The sequence below is a fragment of the Gordonia sp. VNK1 genome (assembly GCF_040049135.1).
In the GTDB taxonomy this organism is placed as follows: domain Bacteria; phylum Actinomycetota; class Actinomycetes; order Mycobacteriales; family Mycobacteriaceae; genus Gordonia; species Gordonia oleivorans.
This window is the reverse complement of record NZ_JBDZDJ010000012.1, coordinates 47,201-67,634: the sequence shown is the minus strand read 5'-3', so window position 1 is coordinate 67,634 and position 20,434 is coordinate 47,201. Positions and strand designations below refer to the sequence as shown.

At 68.8% G+C, this 20,434-nt stretch carries 21 protein-coding genes; 7 read left to right on the top strand and 14 right to left on the bottom strand.

Translation table 11 applies throughout. From position 1 onward, the window contains the following. The first annotated feature begins 11 nt into the window (after positions 1-11). Together ABLE94_RS15810 and ABLE94_RS15805 are read left to right on the top strand one after the other, a co-directional pair. Positions 12-644 carry a dTMP kinase gene (locus ABLE94_RS15810; RefSeq protein ID WP_348809229.1) on the top strand — a complete coding sequence of 211 codons (633 nt, stop codon included), beginning with the start codon at positions 12-14 and terminating at the stop codon, positions 642-644. A 67-nt stretch (positions 645-711) separates the two neighbouring features. Continuing rightward, positions 712-1,572, top strand: a complete 861-nt coding sequence (locus tag ABLE94_RS15805) for a hypothetical protein (protein ID WP_348809228.1) — start codon at positions 712-714, stop codon at positions 1,570-1,572. A 74-nt stretch (positions 1,573-1,646) separates the two neighbouring features. On the opposite strand, the gene ahcY is transcribed toward ABLE94_RS15805, so the two are convergent. The 12 genes from ahcY to ABLE94_RS15745 form a co-directional block, all read right to left on the bottom strand. Continuing rightward, positions 1,647-3,104, bottom strand: a complete 1,458-nt coding sequence (gene ahcY / locus ABLE94_RS15800) for an adenosylhomocysteinase (protein WP_348809227.1) — start codon at positions 3,102-3,104, stop codon at positions 1,647-1,649. Between the two features lie 144 nt (positions 3,105-3,248). Then, a complete protein-coding gene (locus tag ABLE94_RS15795; RefSeq protein WP_348809226.1) occupies positions 3,249-4,760 on the bottom strand; it encodes an APC family permease in 1,512 nt (503 codons plus the stop codon). A gap of 129 nt (positions 4,761-4,889) precedes the next feature. Further along, positions 4,890-5,819, bottom strand: coding sequence for a cation diffusion facilitator family transporter (locus ABLE94_RS15790; RefSeq protein WP_348809269.1), 930 nt, complete (start codon positions 5,817-5,819; stop codon positions 4,890-4,892). Between the two features lie 171 nt (positions 5,820-5,990). Continuing rightward, positions 5,991-6,293, bottom strand: a complete 303-nt coding sequence (locus ABLE94_RS15785) for a WXG100 family type VII secretion target (RefSeq protein ID WP_348804494.1) — start codon at positions 6,291-6,293, stop codon at positions 5,991-5,993. Between the two features lie 69 nt (positions 6,294-6,362). Next, complete coding sequence (locus tag ABLE94_RS15780) at positions 6,363-6,680, bottom strand: WXG100 family type VII secretion target (protein WP_348809225.1); 318 nt, start codon at positions 6,678-6,680, stop codon at positions 6,363-6,365. A 118-nt stretch (positions 6,681-6,798) separates the two neighbouring features. Beyond that, a complete protein-coding gene (locus ABLE94_RS15775) occupies positions 6,799-7,608 on the bottom strand; it encodes an ESX secretion-associated protein EspG (RefSeq protein WP_348809224.1) in 810 nt (269 codons plus the stop codon). Then, a complete protein-coding gene (locus ABLE94_RS15770; RefSeq protein ID WP_348804497.1) occupies positions 7,605-8,597 on the bottom strand; it encodes a PPE domain-containing protein in 993 nt (330 codons plus the stop codon). The genes ABLE94_RS15775 and ABLE94_RS15770 overlap by 4 nt, the downstream gene beginning before the upstream one ends. Continuing rightward, positions 8,594-8,896, bottom strand: a complete 303-nt coding sequence (locus ABLE94_RS15765; protein WP_348809223.1) for a PE family protein — start codon at positions 8,894-8,896, stop codon at positions 8,594-8,596. Before ABLE94_RS15765 ends, ABLE94_RS15770 begins: the two co-directional genes overlap by 4 nt. A 52-nt stretch (positions 8,897-8,948) precedes the next feature. Further along, complete coding sequence (locus ABLE94_RS15760; RefSeq protein ID WP_348804582.1) at positions 8,949-10,253, bottom strand: hypothetical protein; 1,305 nt, start codon at positions 10,251-10,253, stop codon at positions 8,949-8,951. A gap of 56 nt (positions 10,254-10,309) precedes the next feature. Continuing rightward, positions 10,310-10,618 carry a type VII secretion target gene (locus ABLE94_RS15755; protein WP_348804499.1) on the bottom strand — a complete coding sequence of 103 codons (309 nt, stop codon included), beginning with the start codon at positions 10,616-10,618 and terminating at the stop codon, positions 10,310-10,312. A gap of 118 nt (positions 10,619-10,736) precedes the next feature. Continuing rightward, positions 10,737-11,036, bottom strand: coding sequence for a YbaB/EbfC family DNA-binding protein (locus ABLE94_RS15750; RefSeq protein ID WP_348804500.1), 300 nt, complete (start codon positions 11,034-11,036; stop codon positions 10,737-10,739). Between the two features lie 5 nt (positions 11,037-11,041). Then, a complete protein-coding gene (locus tag ABLE94_RS15745; protein ID WP_348804501.1) occupies positions 11,042-11,401 on the bottom strand; it encodes a hypothetical protein in 360 nt (119 codons plus the stop codon). Between the two features lie 254 nt (positions 11,402-11,655). On the opposite strand from ABLE94_RS15745, the gene ABLE94_RS15740 reads away from it, so the two are divergent. Beyond that, positions 11,656-13,041: a MinD/ParA family ATP-binding protein gene (locus tag ABLE94_RS15740; protein WP_425476216.1), complete on the top strand. Its 1,386-nt coding sequence runs from the start codon at positions 11,656-11,658 to the stop codon at positions 13,039-13,041. On the opposite strand, the gene ABLE94_RS15735 is transcribed toward ABLE94_RS15740, so the two are convergent. Then, positions 13,032-13,685 (bottom strand): DedA family protein, encoded by a 654-nt coding sequence (locus ABLE94_RS15735; RefSeq protein WP_348809222.1) that lies wholly within the window; start codon positions 13,683-13,685, stop codon positions 13,032-13,034. The two genes, ABLE94_RS15740 and ABLE94_RS15735, sit on opposite strands and share 10 nt — an antisense overlap. Before the next feature lie 196 nt (positions 13,686-13,881). Between ABLE94_RS15735 and ABLE94_RS15730 the strand changes: the two genes are divergently transcribed. Both ABLE94_RS15730 and ABLE94_RS15725 read left to right on the top strand, forming a co-directional pair. Beyond that, positions 13,882-14,973, top strand: a complete 1,092-nt coding sequence (locus ABLE94_RS15730) for an alpha/beta fold hydrolase (protein ID WP_348809221.1) — start codon at positions 13,882-13,884, stop codon at positions 14,971-14,973. Positions 14,974-15,050: 77 nt separating this feature from the next. Next, positions 15,051-15,626 carry an NINE protein gene (locus ABLE94_RS15725; protein WP_348809220.1) on the top strand — a complete coding sequence of 192 codons (576 nt, stop codon included), beginning with the start codon at positions 15,051-15,053 and terminating at the stop codon, positions 15,624-15,626. Between the two features lie 22 nt (positions 15,627-15,648). On the opposite strand, the gene ABLE94_RS15720 is transcribed toward ABLE94_RS15725, so the two are convergent. Next, positions 15,649-17,571 carry a sugar phosphate isomerase/epimerase and 4-hydroxyphenylpyruvate domain-containing protein gene (locus ABLE94_RS15720; protein ID WP_348809219.1) on the bottom strand — a complete coding sequence of 641 codons (1,923 nt, stop codon included), beginning with the start codon at positions 17,569-17,571 and terminating at the stop codon, positions 15,649-15,651. A 224-nt stretch (positions 17,572-17,795) separates the two neighbouring features. On the opposite strand from ABLE94_RS15720, the gene ABLE94_RS15715 reads away from it, so the two are divergent. Together ABLE94_RS15715 and ABLE94_RS15710 are read left to right on the top strand one after the other, a co-directional pair. Then, positions 17,796-19,154, top strand: a complete 1,359-nt coding sequence (locus tag ABLE94_RS15715) for an MFS transporter (protein WP_348809218.1) — start codon at positions 17,796-17,798, stop codon at positions 19,152-19,154. A 60-nt stretch (positions 19,155-19,214) separates the two neighbouring features. Beyond that, positions 19,215-20,201 (top strand): shikimate dehydrogenase, encoded by a 987-nt coding sequence (locus ABLE94_RS15710; protein ID WP_348809217.1) that lies wholly within the window; start codon positions 19,215-19,217, stop codon positions 20,199-20,201. Positions 20,202-20,434 lie beyond the last annotated feature (233 nt).

Genomic DNA, 20,434 nt, shown 5'->3' with positions numbered 1-20,434 from the left:
AGGAGAACACGTTGGGTCGTCTGATCGCTGTGGAGGGACTCGACGGCGCCGGTAAGAACACACTCGTGACCGGACTTCTCGACCATTGGAACGGCCTCGGTGCGCGGGTCGCCACGGTGACCTTTCCGCGCTATCACCGATCGGTGCACGCCGACATCGCCGCCGAGGCGCTACACGGTGATCACGGCGACCTGCGGGACAGCGTGTATGCGATGGCCTTGCTGTTCGCCCTCGATCGCCGCGATGCCGCCGCCGAGCTCCGTGAGGCGCTGGCCACCCACGACGTCGTCGTCGCCGACCGGTATGTCGCGTCCAATGCCGCCTACAGCGCCGCGCGATTGCGCGAGCCCGCCGACGGCGCGGTCGTCTGCTGGGTGCACGACCTGGAGTTCGAACGGTTCGCGATCCCCCGGCCCGACCACACCCTGCTCCTCGGTGTCGCCGCCGAGGTGGCCATGGATCGCGCGGCCTCCCGTGCCGCCGCCGACCCCGGCCGGCCCCGCGATCACTATGAGAAGGATGCCGATCTGCAGGTGCGGGTGGACGAGATCTACCGTCGGCTGGCGGCGGGATCGTGGGTGTCGCCGTGGACGCTGGTCAGCGACAACGACCCGGCCGTGCTCGGTGATCTGCTCACCGAATGACGGGTCACGGCCGGTCGGCGGCGACGTCGGATAGCCTGGTGCCGACCCCACGTCGCGAGGATGATTCATGACCTATCCGCCATCTCAGGGTGGCACCCCCGGCCCCACCGGTCCGACGGGTGGTTACGGCCCGACCACGACCCATCAGGTCCCGATGGCACCTCACCAGGGCGGTTCGGCGGCCCCGGTTCCTCCGCAGGCGGCACCGCCGGGCCCGGCATTCGTCCCGCCGGGGCCACCCTCGCAGGGGTTTCCCGCACAACCCTATGGCGCTGCTCCGCAGGGCCCGCCACCCCAGCCCTTCGGCGCTCCGCCGCAGGGCCCGCCACCGCAGTATGTGCCGGGCCCCGGTCCCGGGGTCCCGCCCGGCACCCCACCGCCGCCGCGCAACACCGGCGCACTCGTCGCGATCATCGGTGGTGCGCTGGCCGTGGTGGTGATCGTCGTGCTCGCGGTGACGCTGATCGTGGTGAACACCGGCGACTCCTCGACCACCGTCGCCGACGACCCGACCACCTCGACGACCACCCTCCCGCAGGGTGGCGGCGGGTCGTATCCGACGGACGGGACCGAACCCCCGACGACCTCGGAGCAGTCGGGCAGTCCGGATCAGGCCACGCTCTACGCGATCGGCGACGCGATGCAGCGCTACGTCGACGCCCTCAACACCCGGGACCGCAACCGGATCGCCGGCACCGTGTGCTCGGAGGCCCGCAGCGCGGTCGAGGTGCCCACCGAGCAGGGCACGCTGGTGCTGGAACGACTCGCCCTGCGCTCGGTCAACGGGGACATCGCCGAGTCGACGGTGACCACCCACCTGGAGCTCGGTTCACAGCAGACGAGTCCGGAGCAGAACGCGGCGACGTTCCGTCGTGAGGACGCCACCTGGTATTACTGCCCGGGCGCCGAACCCGGCATCACCGCCTGAGACCTACAGATGACAACAGCCCGGCGGGCATCCGCCGGGCTGTCGTCATCTCGATCGAAAGGTGAAGGCGCCGATCAGTAGCGGTAGTGCTCCGGCTTGTACGGGCCCTCGACGTCGACGTTGATGTATTCGGCCTGCTCCTTGGTGAGCTTGGTCAGCTCCCCGCCGAGCGCCTCGACGTGGATGCGTGCGACCTTCTCATCGAGGTGCTTGGGCAGCCGGTAGACCTCGTTGTCGTACTCGTCGTTCTTGGTCCACAGTTCGATCTGCGCGATGACCTGGTTGGAGAAGCTGTTGCTCATCACGAACGACGGATGGCCGGTCGCATTGCCCAGGTTCAGCAGACGTCCTTCGCTGAGCACGATGATCGAGTGACCGTCGTCGAAGATCCACTGGTCGACCTGCGGCTTGATGACGATCCGCTTGGCGCCGGACCGCTCGAGTCCGGCCATGTCGATCTCGTTGTCGAAGTGGCCGATGTTGCCCAGGATCGCCTGATGCTTCATCTGCTTCATGTGATCGAGCAGGATGATGTCCTTGTTGCCGGTGGAGGTGATGACGATGTCGGCGTCGCCGATCGCACCCTCGACCGTCACGACGTCGAATCCGTCCATCAGCGCCTGCAGGGCGTTGATCGGGTCGATCTCGGTGACCTGCACGCGGGCGCCCTGGCCGGCGAGCGATTCCGCACAGCCCTTGCCGACGTCACCGTAACCGCAGATCAGCACCTTCTTGCCGCCGATGAGGACGTCGGTGCCGCGGTTGATGCCGTCGATCAGCGAGTGGCGGGTGCCGTACTTGTTGTCGAACTTGGACTTGGTGACCGAGTCGTTGACGTTGATCGCCGGGAAGGCGAGGTCACCGGCCGCGGCGAACTGGTACAGCCGCAGCACACCGGTGGTGGTCTCCTCGGTGACACCCTTGACCGATTCGGCGATGGTGCTCCACTTGGTGGCGTCCTTCTCGAAGCTCGCGCGCAGCAGGTCGAGGAACACCTTGTACTCGGCGGAATCGTTCTCGTCGGCCGAGGGCACCACACCGGCCTTCTCGAACTCGGCGCCCCGCAGCACCAGCATTGTGGCGTCGCCACCGTCGTCGAGGATCATGTTGGCCGGCTCATCGGGCCAGGTGAGCATCTGCTCGGCAGCCCACCAGTACTCCTCGAGGGTCTCACCCTTCCACGCGAAGACCGGAACGCCCGCGGGCGCATCCGGGGTGCCGTGCGGTCCGACCACGACGGCGGCAGCGGCATGGTCCTGGGTGGAGAAGATGTTGCACGACGCCCACCGGACCTCGGCGCCCAGCGAGACCAGGGTTTCGATGAGAACCGCGGTCTGGATGGTCATGTGCAGCGACCCGGAGACCCGGGCCCCCTTGAGCGGTGCGACGTCGGCGTACTCCCGGCGCAGCGACATCAGTCCGGGCATCTCGTGCTCGGCGAGTTCGATCTCCTTGCGGCCGAAATCGGCGAGCGTGAGGTCGGCGACCTTGAAGTCGATTCCGTTGCTGTGCTCTGCCTGGAGTGCGGTCATCTGGTCCCCTTGCGTATCGGCGTATCTGGTCGGTGATGGTCAGATCTGTCGGTGCAGTGGTCCCCTCGCGCGCATCGGCGCACCACCGCGCTGTCCGAGCATCAGGCTATCGGACACAGACCGCGCCGCCACCGGCGCCGTCGGTCAGGATTTGTCGAGGCTGACCTCGTCGTCGACCTCGCCGCGTTCCCGCTTGCCGACCATCGAGTGCCGCATGCCGTACAGGAAGTAGATCGCCACCCCGATCACCATCCAGACCACGAACCGAATCCAGGTCAGCGCAGTCAGATTCAGCATCAGCCAGACGCAGGAGATGATCGCGAGCACCGGGATGATCGGTCCGCCGGGGACGGTGAACCCGCGATCGAGATCGGGTCGCTTGGCGCGCAGGATCATCACGCCCGCGGCGACCACGATGAACGCGAACAGGGTGCCGACGTTCACCATCTCCTCGAGCTTGTCGATCGGGAAGAACCCGGCGACGACGGCCACGACCACGCCGATCAGGATGGTCAGCCGGGCCGGGGTGCCGAATCGCGGGCTGGTCTGGGCCAGCCCGCGCGGCAGCAGACCGTCGCGGCACATCGCGAACAACACCCGCGACTGCCCCAGCATCAGCACCATCACCACGGTGGTCAGACCGGCGAGTGCGCCGATCGCGATGGTCTTCTCCGCCCAGGTGACGCCGTTGAGGGCGAAGGCGGTGGCCAGATTCTTGGGCTCCCCGTCGCCGGCAGAGGTGGCCAGGTCCTTGTAGCTGACCATGCCGGTCACCACGATCGTCACCAGCACGTAGAGGACGGTGACGATCGCCAGTGACCCGAGGATGCCGCGCGGCACGTCCTTGCGCGGGTTGCGGGTTTCCTCGGCAGTGGTGGCCACCACGTCGAATCCGATGAAGGCGAAGAAGACGATCGAGGCCGCGGCGAGGACGCCGTACCAGCCGTAGGAACTCTCACCGCCGCCGGTGATGAGGGAGAACAGCGAGGAGTCGACGGATTTGTGTGCGTCCCCGGCGGTTTCGGCCGGCGGCACGAAGGGACTGTAGTTCTCGGTCTTGACGTAGAAGAACCCGACCACGATCACCAGCAGGACGACGGCGACCTTGATGGCGGTGATGACCGCACTGAACCGGGACGACAGTTTGGTACCCAGGACCAGCAGCGTCGTCACCACCGCGACGATGATGACCGCTCCCCAGTCGATCGTCACCGATCCGACATCGACTGTGCCGCCGGAGAATCCGAAGACGCTGCCCAGATACGACGACCACCCCTTGGCCACCACGGATGCGCCGACCGCGAATTCGAGGATGAGATCCCATCCGAGGATCCAGGCGAGGAACTCCCCGAAGGTGGCGTAGCCGAAGGTGTAGGCCGAGCCGGCCACCGGCACCGTCGAGGCGAACTCCGCGTAGCAGAGCGCGGCGAGCGCGCACGCGATGGCGGCCATGATGAACGACAACGAGATCGCGGGTCCGGCCTTGTTGCCCGCCGTCGTCGCGGTGATGGTGAAGATACCGGCACCGATCACCACCGAGACGCCGAAGACCATCAGGTCGAAGGCGGTGAGGTTCTTGCGGAGTTGGTGGCCGGGCTCGTCGGTGTCGGCCATCGACTGTTCCACCGATTTTATGCGCGTCAACGGGTTCGCCATGCGCTCGACCTCCTCATCTCCTCGGCGCACGTGAGCGCCGGTGTGGACGTGATCTCCCCGACGCTATCGGACCGACAGCTCACCCGCGCGCAATTCGCCTTCGGCCCAAGGACATGTCGGCCCGGCAGCTCACCCTTGGCCGAGACCGCTGCGGTCGATGTCGGGTTCGAGGTAGATGATCCGCGCCTGCGGTAGCGCCGCGCGAATCCGTCCCTCCGCATCGTCGATCGCGGTGGCCACCGTGGCCAGGTCCGCCGAGGGCGGCATGGCGATCTTGGCCGCCACGAGCAGTTCGTCGGGTCCGAGGTACTGGGTCTTCATGTGGATCACCCGGTCCACGCCGTCGGCGGCGAGGGCGTCGAGGATCTGGCGTTCCTCCTCGTCGGTGGCACCCTCACCGATCAGCAGGCTCTTCATCTCGACGATCAGCACGATCGCGATGACGCCGAGCAGCACACCGATGCAGACGGTGCCGATGCCGTCCCAGATCGCGTCGCCGGTGATCATGGTCAACCCGACACCACCGAGGGCCAGGACCAGACCGATCAGCGCCCCGGTGTCCTCGAGCAGCACCACCGGCAGTTCGGGATTGCGGGAGTTGCGGATGAATCGCCACCAGCTCGCCGATCCCTTCAGCGGTCGGGATTCGCGCACGGCGGTGGCGAAGCTGTAGGACTCCAGGCAGATCGCGACCAGCAGGATGATCACGGCGACCAGTGGCGATTCCAGGCCGTGATCGTGTGCGTGGGTGATCTTCTCGACACCCTCGTACAGGGCGAACAGGGATCCGAGGGCGAAGATCACCAGTGCGACGATGAAGGAGTAGAAGTAGCGGCTGCGGCCGTAGCCGAACGGGTGCAGTTTGTCGGCGCGTTTGCCCGCCCGATTCTGGCCGACGAGCAGCAATCCCTGGTTGGCGGTGTCGGCCACCGAGTGCACACCCTCGGCGAGCATCGACGACGAACCGGTGATCGCGAATCCGGCGAATTTGGCGACGGCGATGCCGGCGTTGGCCGACAGCGCCGCGATGATGGCCTTCTTGGACCCCTCGGCGGACACGACTTCCTCCCAATTGCCGGACATGCCCAGATGGCGATGAACACACCGACTCTAGCCGGGATGAGCGCGGCCGGGGTGGGCGCGCGGTCCTCCTCCGACCGGCCGCCGTCGCCCGCTCTCGATCCCGTCGCCCGGCCGGGCGACGGGATCGAGAGTCTTCGCCCTCAGACCTCAGGCGAGTCCACCGAAGCCCCGCGCGATGGTGCTGTCGGTGTCGGCCATGACGGTGCGGGCGTTGGTGACGCCGCGCTGGATGCCCAGCAACTGCTCCCGGGACCCGCTGAAGACCCGGTCCCAGGTCTGTTGCGCCTGGTCGTAGGCCTGCTTCGCCGCTGGCGAATGCCAGTTGCCGTCGAGCGCGGCCACCTGGGTCTTGAGCTGCGATGCGAGGTCTTCGAGGCGGTTGAACTGGGCGCCGAGACCGCCCTCGAGGTCACCGAGGGCGCCGAAGTCGTATCGGATTCTTCCGGACATGTCGATCTCCTTCTGTCGTGATGCGATGTGTATGAGTGGGTGAATGGGTGTGCCGGGGTCGGGGCGGGTCTACAGGTTGAGCGGACCCTGACCGCCGAACCCTCCCGCCGCGGCCCCGTCGTGGTCCTCGTAACCGGTGAAACCGGCGGTCAACTGCGTCCGGATGTCGTCGAGGGCCTGGTTCAGTGCCGTCGCCGACGAGTTCCAGTCCGAGTGGGTGGAGTCGAAGGCGGTGGACGCCCGGCCGTTCCAACTGGCCATGCCGGTCGACGCGGTGCCGGCGATCTGCCGGATGATGCCCTGCATCTCGTCGACGATCTGCGAAACCGATTGCGCGGTGGACATTCCCGACGCGACGTCGAGATCAACAGCTCCATTGAGATTCATCGGTGCTCCTCCTCATAGATGTCGGCACCGGCATCGCGATGCCCCCGAAGCGACAACCCGGGCGGGTGCCACTGAATGATTCCCGTCGGGGCGGTGACCCCGTCGGGACCTGACGAGGTCACGGAAACCACCCACCGCCCGGGATGGTCTCGAGCAGCCCGGCGATGGCCCGGCCGATGCGAGAATCGATCCCGGAGGTGATGGTGGTCCACACGCTCCCGTCAGGAGATTTGTTGGGACTGAACAGGATTCGTCCACGTTCGGTGTCGGCGATGCCGACGGTCCCACGACTGTGCACCGCGCGGTGATCGGCCCTGCCGACCGCCACGATCTCGGTTCTCCGCCGGCACGACAGGAGGGCCGCGCACAGCTGCGCGGTGTCGGCCGGATCGGCACCGATGCCGGCCAGTGCCGAACCCAGCGCCGCCCGGTCCCCGGAATGCCGCAGTACTTGTGCGAGTTCGTCTGCCGGAGCGCTGATATCGCCGATCCGCAGCGGTGGGCACACCCCGTGTAGCGCCGGTATCACGTCGCGGCTCACCAGTTCGCCGAGTCGCGCGGTGTCGGCGGCCTCGACGAGCCCCAGCTCCATCTGCGCACCATCGTCGATGACGAGCGTGTGCAGGGTGCCGCGCCGGACGAGGCAGGCGCGGCGTACCGTATCGGTTGCGACGGTGCGGATCTCGAGCTCACGCTCCGGGTCTGCGAGGACCTCGACGGCGTCGCTCACCCACGCGGCCGGCCGGCCCGCGTCCAGCAGCCCGGAGGATTCGAGGATGCGATCGGCGTGAGCTGCGGCCGCCGTCGCCTCGTCGATCCGGTCCGCGCTCGGGTACACCGCCATCGCCACCGGCCAGTCGGTCATCCCACACCGCTGGGCGAGCCTGACCGCGGCACCGGTGTCGAGTCGGATCGAGGTCGCGATCATCGACCGCTCCCCTCGGCCGGCGTCACCGTCTGGGTCATGTATCGGGAATCCGGCGCGCCGGGCGCGGGCCCCGCGGCCACCGCCACCTCCGCCCACGTCTGCGGCACCTCCGCGGAGTCCCCGGCCGCCGGCATGGTCTCGGCGTCGACGACCGTACGTACGGTGGCCCGCTCACCGACGGTCGGCGCCGCCGGCGACACCGGTGGCGGCAGACCGGCGGAGGGGGCGAGCGCGTCGTCGGAGACCTTCGGCGCCGTCGCCACCGGTGCCACCGGAGACGATGTCGGCACCACCGGGTGGTAGTTGCCGCGTGGCACCGCGACGGCCGGAATCATGGCTGCGGCAAGCGATCCGGCACCGGAGGCGCTCGCGGCGTTCGGGTGGTGATGCTCCTGGACCGGAGGCCGCGGCGCCGGGTGCCGCTCGGCGACGAGGGCGGCATCGGACACCACGATCGGCGCCGGTGCGGCCTCCGGTGGCCGGGTGCACAGCGGCGTTCCGGCCGCCTCATAGGCCTCCATCACCCGGGCGGCGCGCATCCGTTGGTCGTGGACCGCCCGCTCGGCATGGGCGGCGGCGCCGGTCGCCAGGGGCGTCAGTGCCGTCACCGACAGCGCGGCGTCGGCGATCGAGGCGAGGAGGTCGATCTCACCGAGGTCGGGCATCGCCAGGCGGGCGGCATCCACGGCGGCGGCCTGGGCACCGAGCGTCAACGCCGTGGTCGTGGCACGTGCTGCGGCCTCGACCAGCCACCCGGTGACCCTCGCGAGGTGATCCAGCGCGGGCTGCGCCGCCCCCGATTCCCAGTGCTCACGCAGCCGGGAGACGATGGATGCGTATTCCGCTGCCGCCGTGCCGAATTCGTCGGCAAGCGCCAGCCAGGACGCGGCGGCCTCGTGGAGTGGCGCGGCGCCCGGTCCGGCACCGAGATCGTCGGCGAGGCGCCGAGGAGTCCGCGCATCCCAGATGACTCCGGTGAATCCGGTCATCGGAACCCGGCCGCGTTCGCATCGTCGGCGGCGTCCATGCCGGAGGCCGCAGCGCGCAGCACCGCGGCGATCTTGCGTAACTCGTGGATTCCCGAGGCGGCGTCGACGCCGAACTGCGTCCCGAGTTCCGAGGCCGCCGCGGCGGTGCCCACCGACACCTCGTCACGCGCCGGCGCGGTCACCGCGGTGACTGGTCGCGCCATTCCGAGCGCATCGGTCAATCGCTGTGCGATCCGGTCGAGATCGGCTGCAGCGGAGGCCACTTCGGATGGATCGATGGCGAGGAACCGAGATGACATGAGGACTCCAGGGGATCGGGGGCGGGTTCGAGGGAACGAGGGATGACGGCCATCAGGACCGTGGGAGGTCCAGACCGAGTTGCAGACGGATGTCGGGGCCGGGTTCGGTCTCGGCCTCCGCGTCGGCGCCGAGCACCGGCGGTGCCACGTCGGGCACCAGGCCGACCACCCGCACCCCGTTGTCCTCGGTGACCAGATAGTCGGGGATGTCGTGCGGATCGCCGGACACGCCAGCTCCGCGGGCCGCGCCGGCCGCCGCCAGCGGCGCCATCGAGGCGGGCATCGGTGCACTCGCCACCGCCGCGGTTCGCACGGCCGATCCCGGGGAGAAGGCGGCCGGCTCGGTGGCGCCGACCATCGTCGGTACCGACGGCCGGGCCGCGCCCAACGGCACCGCCGGGACACCGACACCACCGCCGCCCGATCCACCGCCGTTCGGCGCGCTTCCGCCGCCCGCCGTCATCGTGCGGCCGGCCTCGGCGCCTCGTCCGCCGACGGGGGCGCCGGCCGTCGTGGTCGTGGTCTCATACGCCGCGGGCCGCATCGCGGGGCCGGCCGCGGTCAGCGCCTGCCGAAGCGGTGCGGCCACCATGGACGGGACCTGCCCCGCGGTGGACACCAGCGGCGACAGGGCATCGAGAACCGTGCCCGCCATCGCGAACGGAGACGGCGACGATCCCGCGGTCACCGCGGGTGCCCCGGTCACCGGGACGGGTGCACCGTTGACCGTCATATGCGTTGTGGGTGCCAGCAATTGGGCGCGCGTGGCGGCCACGACCGCGGACGCCTCGGCGAGCCCGGCCCCGGCCAGCGACACCGCCACCGGCAGCGCGGCGGGACCCGACAACGCCACCGCGGCGGTGATCCGGCCGATGGTGGCGACCAGGACCGCCTGCAGCGCCGCGACACCGGCCGCGACGATGCCCGCGGCGGCCTGGATGTCGATCGACATCCCGGTGCCCTGGGTGGCCAGGCGCCCACCGTCGACTCCGGCCTCCCCCGTCTTCGCGATCGCCGACATCGACGCCTGACCGCTCCAGAGTTGGTCCCCGATCTTCATCGCCGCCTGGGCCATCGACATCGACGTCTCGAGGACCGTCGACAGTCCGTCGAAGATCGTGGTGGGGTCGAACTCGGCCGCCGACAGGTCGCCGGTACCGAAGCCCCCGAGCAGATCGACGATGGGTTTGACGAGCTGACCCACGTCGATGACGGGCAGCGGTGGTAGACCGGGCATCGGCGGAAGTGACGGCAACTGGGGCAGTGGCGGCAGTCCCAGCCCGGCGAGCACCTCGCCGACCGGCCGGTCGAGGATGGGTCCCAGCGGTGTCGCGGCGATCATGTCGTTGACCGACATCTCCGATGCGGCGGGGATCGCCGGCGCCGGCCCCGGGGCGCCGGGGTTCCCGCCGGTCACCGCCCCGCCCGGAGCGTGGCGGCATTGGCGGCGTCGACGGCCTCGAACTCGGCGAGACCGGCCACCGCCCCGGCCGCCGTGGCGGCGTGAACCGCCGCGAGATTGCCCACGGACAGAAGGTGATTGGCCTGTGCGCCGATGAAGGCGCCCAAGAACTCCTGCCCGATGAGACCGAAGACGGGGACCATGGCCGCTGTCGTGGCCGCAGCGTTCACCGCCCCCGCCGAGGCCACCGCGGCTCCGATCGCGGCATGGGTGGCCGCGAAACCTTCGAGCGTTCCCGGAGTGACTGTGACGTCGTCCACGTTCTCCCCCTTGTTGATCGGCTGGGTTGATCGACTTCGTTGATCCAACACACCTACGTCGCCGGCGTGGTCGATGTGAATGCGTGTTGATGTGGTGCGTGGTGATGTGGTTGCCGGTTCACCCGGTGAACGCGGCCGCGAAATCCTCGGTCAGTTCGGCCCGCCGGGCGAAGGCGCGATGCGCCGCGCGCATCGCGGTCGCCGCGATCGATTCGCCGAGGCGCATCCCGCCGAATCCGGCGGGGACATCGGCAAGCCACAGTCCGGTCAGTGCCCCTGCCCCGTCCACCTCGACGGTCACCAGATCGTCGGCCGAGGTCTCCCGCACCCGAATCCCGGCCAGCGCCTCCGAGAAATCCTGCAGACGTCCCAACTGCGACGCCGCGCGGGCCTCCAATTCGTCCATCGCCCAGGTCATCTCGCCTACACCGACCGCAGCCAGGACGCCGGGGCGCCGTGATCGTCATCATCGCGGAGTTCCTGCCCGGCCAGATCGTCCGGCGTGGGCAGGCCCAGCGAGTCCAGGACGTCGGCAGGAGTGCCCGACTGTGCCAACTGTAGGCGCAGCGCGATCCCGGCCGCCATCGACGATTGTCGGCACAGCCGGAGGATCTCGTCGGCCAGCGCCTGCGGCGGGCTCGACAACCGCGCGTCGGCGATGCGCACCGTCAGTGGGAGTCCCTCGGCGGTGGTCACCACCGAGACACCGCCATCTCGGGATCGCGCGCTCGACGTCGGATGGTCACCGCCGTGCACCGGCGGGTCGGCGTGATCAATCATCATGTCCCCCTCTTGATTCCTCACGTTGGACGCGCGTCCCGCCTCATCGGTTCCATCTCGACCGAAATTCTTTTCACCGGCATCTCGGTCGACTGGGATGAATCGGGCGCCGATCACAGTGAGATGAGATGATGCCACAGATCACAGGCCGTGCAGCGCAACAATCCACAGGCCCCCGGTTCGGCGAATCTCACCCGAGACCGTTCGTCGACGGCGGCGCCGTGTATAAACTCGCCGAACTGCGATCACCAGCAGCAATGGACCCAGGAGCAATGACCAAGGTCCCATCGAGGGCAGGGGGAACGATGACTCACGACCACACGGCGCAACAGGAACCGACCCGACCGGATCTCCCGGCACCGATGCCGCCGCCCTGGTTGCAGTTCGCTCCGGTGCCGCCCGTCGACCCGACCCCACCCGTGCACCCGACCCCGCCCGACGCCGCCCCGGGACCGGGCGCACCGGTCGCGGTGGCCCCCGGGTATCCGATGCCGCACCCGACCGTCGCACCGGAAACGGGAGTGTTCCCGCCGGCCACTCCGCCATCGGCTCCCCCACCCGAGCCGATGCCCGCGACCCATCACCCGCAACCCGGGACCGGATTCGGCCCGCCCCCACCGGCATTCGTCCCGTCGCCGAACCTCGCACCCGTACACGCATCCGCACCACCGACTCCCGCACCGGCGCCGAACGGATTCCATGCGCCCGGGCCCACCCTCGACGAGGTCGCGCTGCTGCGCAAGGCCCGTCGGGCGCCCAGCCGAGGCTGGCGACGTGCGGTCCACACCCTCTCGGCGGGGACCATCAACCCGGGCGACTCCGCCGAGGATCTGCGCCATCAGCAGCTCCTCGAGCGGCTGCGCCGGCCGGTCCGCGGCGACTATCGCATCGCGGTGCTCTCCCTCAAGGGCGGCGTCGGAAAGACCACCACCACAGTCGGTTTGGGCTCGACGTTCGCGTCGCTGCGTGGTGATCGGGTGATCGCCGTCGACGCAAACCCGGATCTCGGGACCCTCGCCCAGCGCGTCCCACAGCAGACCGCGTCGACGGTGCGCAACCTGCTCGCCGATGACAATGTCTACCGCTACAGCGACGTCCGGGCCCACACGTCGCAGGCGCCGAGCCGACTGGAGGTTCTCGCCTCCGAACGGGATCCGGCGATGGCCGAGGCGTTCAGCGAAGAGGAGTACCGCGGCGTCATCACCATCCTGCAGCGGTTCTACAACCTGATCATCACCGACTGCGGCACCGGACTGTCCCACTCGGCGATGCGTGGCGTGCTCGACCTCGCGAACACGATCATCCTGGTGTCCTCACCGGCGCTCGACGGGGCCCGCAGCGCCGGCGCGACGCTCGACTGGTTACAGGCGCACGGGCACGGGCATCTGGTGTCCCGAGCGATCGTCGTGCTCAGCGCGTCGCGTCCCGGGGCGTCGACGATCGACACCGATCAACTCGCGCAGCACTTCCTCACCCGCTGCCGTGCGGTACACGTCATCCCGTTCGACGACCACCTCTCCGAGGGTGCCGATGTGGACCTCGAACTGGTCAGCAAGGCCACCCGCCACGCCTTCGTCGACCTCGCGGCGACGGTGGCCGACGACTTCGCCCCGATGCGGCACGAGGAGCCGTTCTACGGCTGACCGCCCGCCTCGCGATCACCCACCTCGTTCCGGGCCGCTCCCCGCCGCCGCTGCAGATAACGGCGCGTCACCCCGATCGCCATCGGAACGGCCACCGTCAGGACCGACGCGATGATGAACACCTCGAGGTGATCGCGGATCAGCGGTACCTGGCCGAGGAAGTATCCGAGGAGGATGATCCCGGCGGCCCAGCAGAAACTGCCGAGGATCGAGAACAGGGTGAACACCCGATGCGGCATGCCGCTGAACCCGGCGACCAGCGGGGTCAGCGTCCGCACGACGCCGATGAAACGGCCGAAGAAGACGGTCAGCGGCCCATAACGCTCGAAGTAGCGGTGCGTGCGGTCGATGTAGTCGGGTCCGACCGCCGCCAGCATCCGTCCCTCGATCACCGACCGGCCGACGCGCCGACCGATGAAGTAGCCACATTGATCGCCGAGGGCGGCCGAGATCGGCACCACGATGCACAGCCACCACACCGAGGCGAACGGATTCGGCTGGGCGGCAAGGACTCCGGCGGTGAAGAGCACCGAGTCACCGGGAAACAGGAACCCGATCAGGATGCCGGTCTCGACGAACATCAGCACGCACAGGCCGATCACGCCGCCGGTCGCGAGAAACGAGTCGATGTCGAAGGGATTCATCACCGTCCACCCTAGGTCGTGCGCGGAGCGCGACGCCGCCGCAGCCGGGGCCCGCCGAGGGTTTCGCCGGCACGTTAACTCGATGCAACACGACGGGCGAAAAGTCCCAACCTGGTGTTAACTCGACAGTTAGAATCCGGCGGAAGAAAACCGCCGACAAGCGTTTTCACAACGCCGTGAAGTCGAGGAGTTCACCGTGTCCGGACCACAGCCCCCGGGTCCCACAGCCACCCGCCCCAAGGCGTCGGCCACCCCCAACCTGCGGCCGGTCTCCGACACCGAGGTACGGGTGGAGTACCACACGATCCACGGATATCGACGCGCCTACCGGATCGCCGGGAGCGGTCCGGCATTGCTGCTGATCCACGGCATCGGCGACAACTCGTCGACCTGGAACGAGATCATCCCGATGCTCGCCCAGCACTACACGGTGATCGCACCGGACCTCCTCGGGCACGGCCGCTCGGACAAACCGCGCGCCGACTACTCCGTCCCGGCCTTCGCCAACGGCATGCGCGATCTGCTCGTCGTGCTGGGCATCAACAAGGTCACCGTCGTCGGACATTCGCTCGGCGGTGGTGTCGCCATGCAGTTCTGCTATCAGTTCCCGCGATTCGCCGAGCGGCTCGTACTCGTCGCGGCCGGCGGTGTCACCCGGGAGGTGAACCCGGCCCTGCGATTGGCGACGCTGCCGGTGGTCAACGAGATCCTCACCCTGCTGCGTATTCCCGGCGTGATGCCGGCCGTTCGTACCGCGACCTCGGCCCTGGTGTCGCTGCCGCACGTTCCCTTCGTCCCCCGGTCCATCTCCCCGAAGAACGCACTCAACGACCACGAGGACCTCGTCCGGGTCCTCGGCGATCTCGCCGATCCGCACGCCTCCGCGGCTTTCCTGCGGACCCTGCGGGCCGTCGTCGACTGGCGCGGGCAGGCCGTCACCATGCTCGACCGGTGTTACCTCACCGAACGGCTGCCGGTGCTGTTCATCTGGGGCGAGAAGGACACCGTCATCCCCTACGAGCACGCGCTGATCGGCCATGCCGCGATACCGCATTCGGAACTCGTGCCGTTCCCGAACGCGGGACATTTCCCCTTCCACGACGACCCCGAACGGTTCGTGCAGGTGGTCACCGGTTTCCTGGAACGGACCGATCCGGTGGATTTCGATCCGCAGAACTGGCGTGAACTGATGTCGACCGGCGGGGTCCGTCCCGAGGAGTTCGTCGGCGACGAGGAGACCGTCGAGGCCGTCCTCGACGCCATCGAGGACGAACGCAGCGCCACCTGAATCGATGACGTCCCCGGGTCTGTCAGAAGGATGACGCCAGGACGCCCGATCCCGGGAAGCCGTGAGAGTATGGGCGCATGAGTTATCCGCAGCACCCCGGACAGCCGGGCGATCAGGGCCAGTCCCCGTATGGTTCCCAGCCCGGCTATGGTTCCCAGCCCGGTTACGGTTCCCAGCCCGGTTACGGTTCCCAGCCGGGATACGGTGCGCAGCCCTATGGCGCCCAGCCCGCCTACGGGGCCCAGCCGGGTTACGGGGCCCAGCCGGGTTACGGCGCGTACGGCGCCCAACCGGGCTACGGCGCATACAACGTCGACCCGCTGACCGGTGAGCCGCTGTCGGACAAGAGCAAGCTGACCGCCGGGCTCCTGCAGCTGTTCCTCGGTGGTTTCGCCGCCGGACGCTTCTACATCGGCGACATGAAGATCGCCTGCTTCCAGCTCGGCGGCAACGTTTTCGGCTGGTTCCTGATCATCGTCGGTGCGATCGCAGCAGCGGCGTCCACCGGTGGAGGAGGGGCGGCCTTCGGTGGTTTCTTGTTCCTCATCGGCTGGCTCATCCTCGCGGGTATCGGCATCTGGGTCTTCGTCGACGCCATCATGATGTTCGTCGGCAGCGTGCGCGATCCGCAGGGCCGCAAGCTTCGTAGCTGACCGACCTCAACCGCCGGCTACCTCAACCGCCGGCAGCCAGTGCCGCCGCCACCCGGACCGGGGAGTTGACCTCCCCGTATCCGCGGTAGCCCCCGCGACGGCAGACGACCTCGAAGAACAGTTCGTCGTCGATGGTCGGGGTGAAGAAGTGGAAGAACTCCCCGCCGGTGTCGTCGGCGTCGTACAGGATGTGATGGCGCCGGAGGTCGTCGACGATCTCCGGTGCCAGATCGCATCTCGCCTGCAGGTCGTCGTAATAGTTCTCGGGGATCGGTAGTGCGCTCAATCCCCGCTCACCGCATGCCCGGGCGGTCGCGATGATGTCGTCGCAGGCGAAGGCCACATGCGTGAGCCCACCGCGCCGACGGGGCGGGCCGGCCCCGTCGAGTCGTGACGGCACCAGGGATGCGACGAATCGCACCACTGCTGCCTCGCCGTCACCGGAGGTGAGTGCCTGGCTGCGCATGGTGCCGACGGCATCGGGGACGTCGAGGCCGTCCTCGACGGCCATCCCGAACACCGAGCGCAGCAACAGCATCGCGCCCTCCCAGTCGGCCGGGCTCATGCCGATCCCCACGTGATCGACGCCGGTGTAGAGCGACGGCGGCTCGGTCGCGGTGCGCGGAACGAGGTCGAAGTGGCGCTGCCAGAGCGCCGCCGACGGTGCCGGGCGCAGGTCGATCGACAAGGCGTCGGTCACGTCGAGGCGGACGACCTCGGCCACCGACGGGTCCCGGCTCCCGCCCGGCGCGGCGACGGGGGCCACCGGCACGTCGAACTCGGCCGCACGCGCGGCCCACGCCGCCGGATCGTCGGTCCGCAGACCGATCTGCGCGACGGTCGGGGTGGCGCCGGCGGCTCCGGGCGCGGTCCACACGGTGCCCACGGTCGGATCCACCACCATCGCGAGATCGGAGTCGCGATACAGCTGCAGTCCGGTCCTGCTGTCGATGCCGCCGAGATCGAAACCGATCTGCCGCAACGTTTCTCCCACCGCGGGTGCCGACGTCGGGCCGGCCGCCACCCGGATCGACACCACCCCGCCGGCCACCGGCGGATCGGCCCGGCGGGCACCGGTGGACGCCCCGGTCGACTCGGCGAGGTAGCGCAGTGAGCGATGCGCGTCGCGGGCGGTGCGCTCCGGATCCGCGTGGCGGAAGACGTCGCTGAACACCTCCAGCGACCACGGCCCGTCGTAGCCGGCGGCGAGGACGTGATGCATGAAGCCGGTCAGATCAAAATTCCCCTGACCGGGCAGGCAACGATGATGACGGCTCCACTGCAGCAGATCCATCGTCATCTGTGGCGCGTCGGCGAGTTGCAGGAAGAAGATCGAGTCGGCGGGCAGATCCGCGATCGCGGACGGATCCGCGCCGCGTGACAGGATGTGAAAGCTGTCCAGACACGTTCCGAGGGCCGGATTCCCCACGGCGGCAACGATGCCGGCGGCGTGCCGATAGTCGTTGACGTGACGTCCCCACGCGAGGGCCTCATACGCGATGCGCTTGCCCCGCTCGGCGGCACGTTGCGCGGCGGCGCCGAGCTGGTCGACGAGGAGTGCATCGTCGGCCGCCGCCGACGGCAGCGGCGACGAACACACCAGGAGCAGCTCGCAACCGAGCTCGTCCATCACGTCGAACTTACGCTCGAGCCGAATCATGTTGCGGTCGAACCGCTTCAGATCATCGGAGTCCAGATCGCGGAAGGGCTGATAGAGGTCGATCCGCAGCCCCCGATCGCCGATTGCCCGCGCCAGCTCTGCCGGGCGTCGAGGTGACGCGACGAGGTCGGGCTCGAAGATCTCGACCCCGCCGAAGCCGGCGGCGGCGATCGCATCGAGCTTGTCGTCGAGGGTGCCGGACAGGCACACCGTGGCGATCGACGTGCGAGCCGCCGGGATCGCCACGTCGCGGGCACCGCCGTTCAGGGACTGGGTCAGGGACACGGTTGCCGCCTCCTGTGAGCTGGAACACGTGGTGCCGAATGTACCAGATGGTTCATCGCTGCCCGAACAATCTCGACGCCCCGCCACAACACAAACCCCTTCCACCAGGCAATTCAAAGTTTTTATGAACGATCTGGTTAGTTGTCTTGACCGGGACGAAAGTCCTTTGTATCGTCAGTCACACGCACGGCACCACGTGTCGGCGAGCACACCTTGGAGGACTGATGACCACGACAACCCCCGACCTGCCGGCCGCCCAGCCGCGCAAGGCGGCCCTCGCCAGTTTCATGGGCAGCCTGGTCGAGTACTACGACTTCTTCATCTTCGGCACCGCCTCGGCGCTGGTGTTCAACAAGATCTTCTTCCCCGACTTCTCCGCGACGGCCGGAACCCTGGCATCCTTCGCCACTTTCGGCGTCGCCTACATCGCCCGCCCGATCGGCGCGGTGGTCCTCGGTCACTTCGGTGACCGGATCGGCCGCCAGCGCGTGCTGGTGTTCACCCTCATCCTGATGGGCCTGGCCACCTTCGCGATCGGCTGCCTCCCCGACTACCACGCCATCGGCATCGCCGCCCCCATCGCGCTGGTGACTCTCCGCCTGCTGCAGGGCCTTTCGGCCGCGGGTGAGCAGTCCGGCGCCAGCTCGCTCACCGTCGAGCACGCCGATCAGGGCAAGCGCGCCTTCTACGCCAGCTGGACGCTCAACGGCACCCAGGCCGGCCTGCTCGTCGGCACCCTCGCCTTCATCCCGGTCGCCGCCCTGCCCGAGGACATCCTGCTCAGCTGGGGCTGGCGCGTCCCGTTCTGGTTCAGCGCCGTCGTCATGATCGTCGCCTACCTGATCCGCCGTTCGATGCCCGAGACCCCGGTCTTCGAGAAGGTCAAGGAGTCCGAGGGCGTCTCCGACATCCCGCTGCTGGTGCTGCTGCGCTTCCACTGGCGCACCCTGCTCCGCGTGATCGCCTGCGCCACCGTCTCGGTGATGAGCACACTGTTCTCGACCTTCGCCCTGAAGTACGCGACCACCGACTTCGCGGTCTCCAAGACCTCCATGCTGATCGTCAGCGTCGTCGCCAACCTGGTGATGCTGTTCAGCCAGCCGCTCTGGGGCCTTGCGTCCGACCGCATCGGACGCAAGCCGGTGTTCATCGGCGGTGCGCTCGGCTGCGCCATCCTGGCCTTCCCGTATCTGATGATCATCACCACCGGATCGTTCTGGGCCATCCTGTTCGCCACCCTGCTCATCCAGTCGGTCGTCTACGCCGCCGCCAACGCCGTGTGGCCGTCCTTCTACTCCGAGATGTTCCCGGCCCGGGTCCGCTACTCGGGTGTGGCCATCGGCACCCAGATCGGTTTCATGGCAAGCGGATTCCTGCCGCTGATCGCCGCGGCGATCCTCGGTGAGGGGCGGTTGGGCTGGCTCCCGGTCGCCATCGTCGTCGCCGCCTTCTCGCTGCTGGCCGCGCTCGCGGCGGCCACCGCCATCGAGACACACAAGACCGACACGATGAGCCTCGGCGAGAAGCCGGCCCCGCACGCAGGCGCGACCGCGTCACCCGCGGCGACGCCCAGCATGGCCTGACCTTCCACCATCCATCCCGGGCGGGACGATCCCGACCCCGATCACCAGAAAGACCTACCGATGCTCGACACCACACCGTTCGACACCGAGTTCACCTCCGCCGCTCGCCGCACCACCAGCGGAGTCCAGGTCGCCGCGCTGATCGGGCAAGGGATCGCCCGCTCCCTCACCCCACCGATGCACGAGCGGGAGGCGGCCCACCACGGCCTGGACTACCGCTACCTCGTGCTCGACGTCCCCGCCGCCTCGGCGGCGACCCTGGACCTCGGCGCCGTCCTCGACCGGGCCGCCGCGGCCGGACTCGTCGGCATGAATGTCACCCACCCGTTCAAACAGCGAGTGCTGGCCCATCTCGACGAGCTCTCCCCCGACGCGCAACGTCTCGGCGCGGTCAACACCGTCGTGTTCGACGAGGGCCGGATGATCGGCCACAACACCGACTGGTCCGGCTTCGCGCGCAGCTTCGACCGAGGACTCGGCACCCCCGTCGACGGTTCCGCGCCCGTGGCGCGCGGATCGGTGGTGCAGATCGGGGCGGGCGGCGCGGGTTCGGCCGTCGCCTACGCGATGCTGCACGCCGGGGTCGGGCACTTCCACCTCGTCGACACCGACACCACCCGGTCCGCGGCCCTCGCCGCATCGATGCGGTCACTGTTCGACACCGAGATCACCTCGGGCGGAATCGATTCCATCCCGGCGGCACTCCCCGTCGCCGACGGTCTGGTGCACGCCACCCCGATCGGGATGGCCCACCATCCCGGGATCGCGGTGGACCCCGCGCTCCTGCGGCCGGACCTCTGGGTCGCCGACGTGGTCTACCGTCCGGTGATCACCGAACTCATCGCGGCCGCACGCGCGGTGGGTGCCCGCACCCTGCCCGGCGATGGAATGGCGGTCGGGCAGGCCGTCGACGCCCTGCGCCTGTTCACCGGGATCGAACCCGACGCCGACCGGATGACCCGCCACATCGCCGAACTCATCGCCGCCGAAGACCAGGCGTCCCGGGATCTCGCCGCACGGGATCTCGCCGACCGCCGCAGTGCCTGACCCGGGCACCGCTGACAGCGCCCTGTCCCACGTTGACAGCGCTCTATCGCACGTTGACAGCGCTCTGCTCCACGTTGACAGCGCTTTCGTAAGCGCTGTCAACGTCGTGGCAAGCGCTGTCAACGTGGTGGCGAGCGCCGTCGACGAACAAGAGAGCGCTGTCAATGACGAAACCAGCGGTCCGGGGCCGGGCATCCCGTCGCCGCGGGACACCCGTGAGTGTACGAACGATA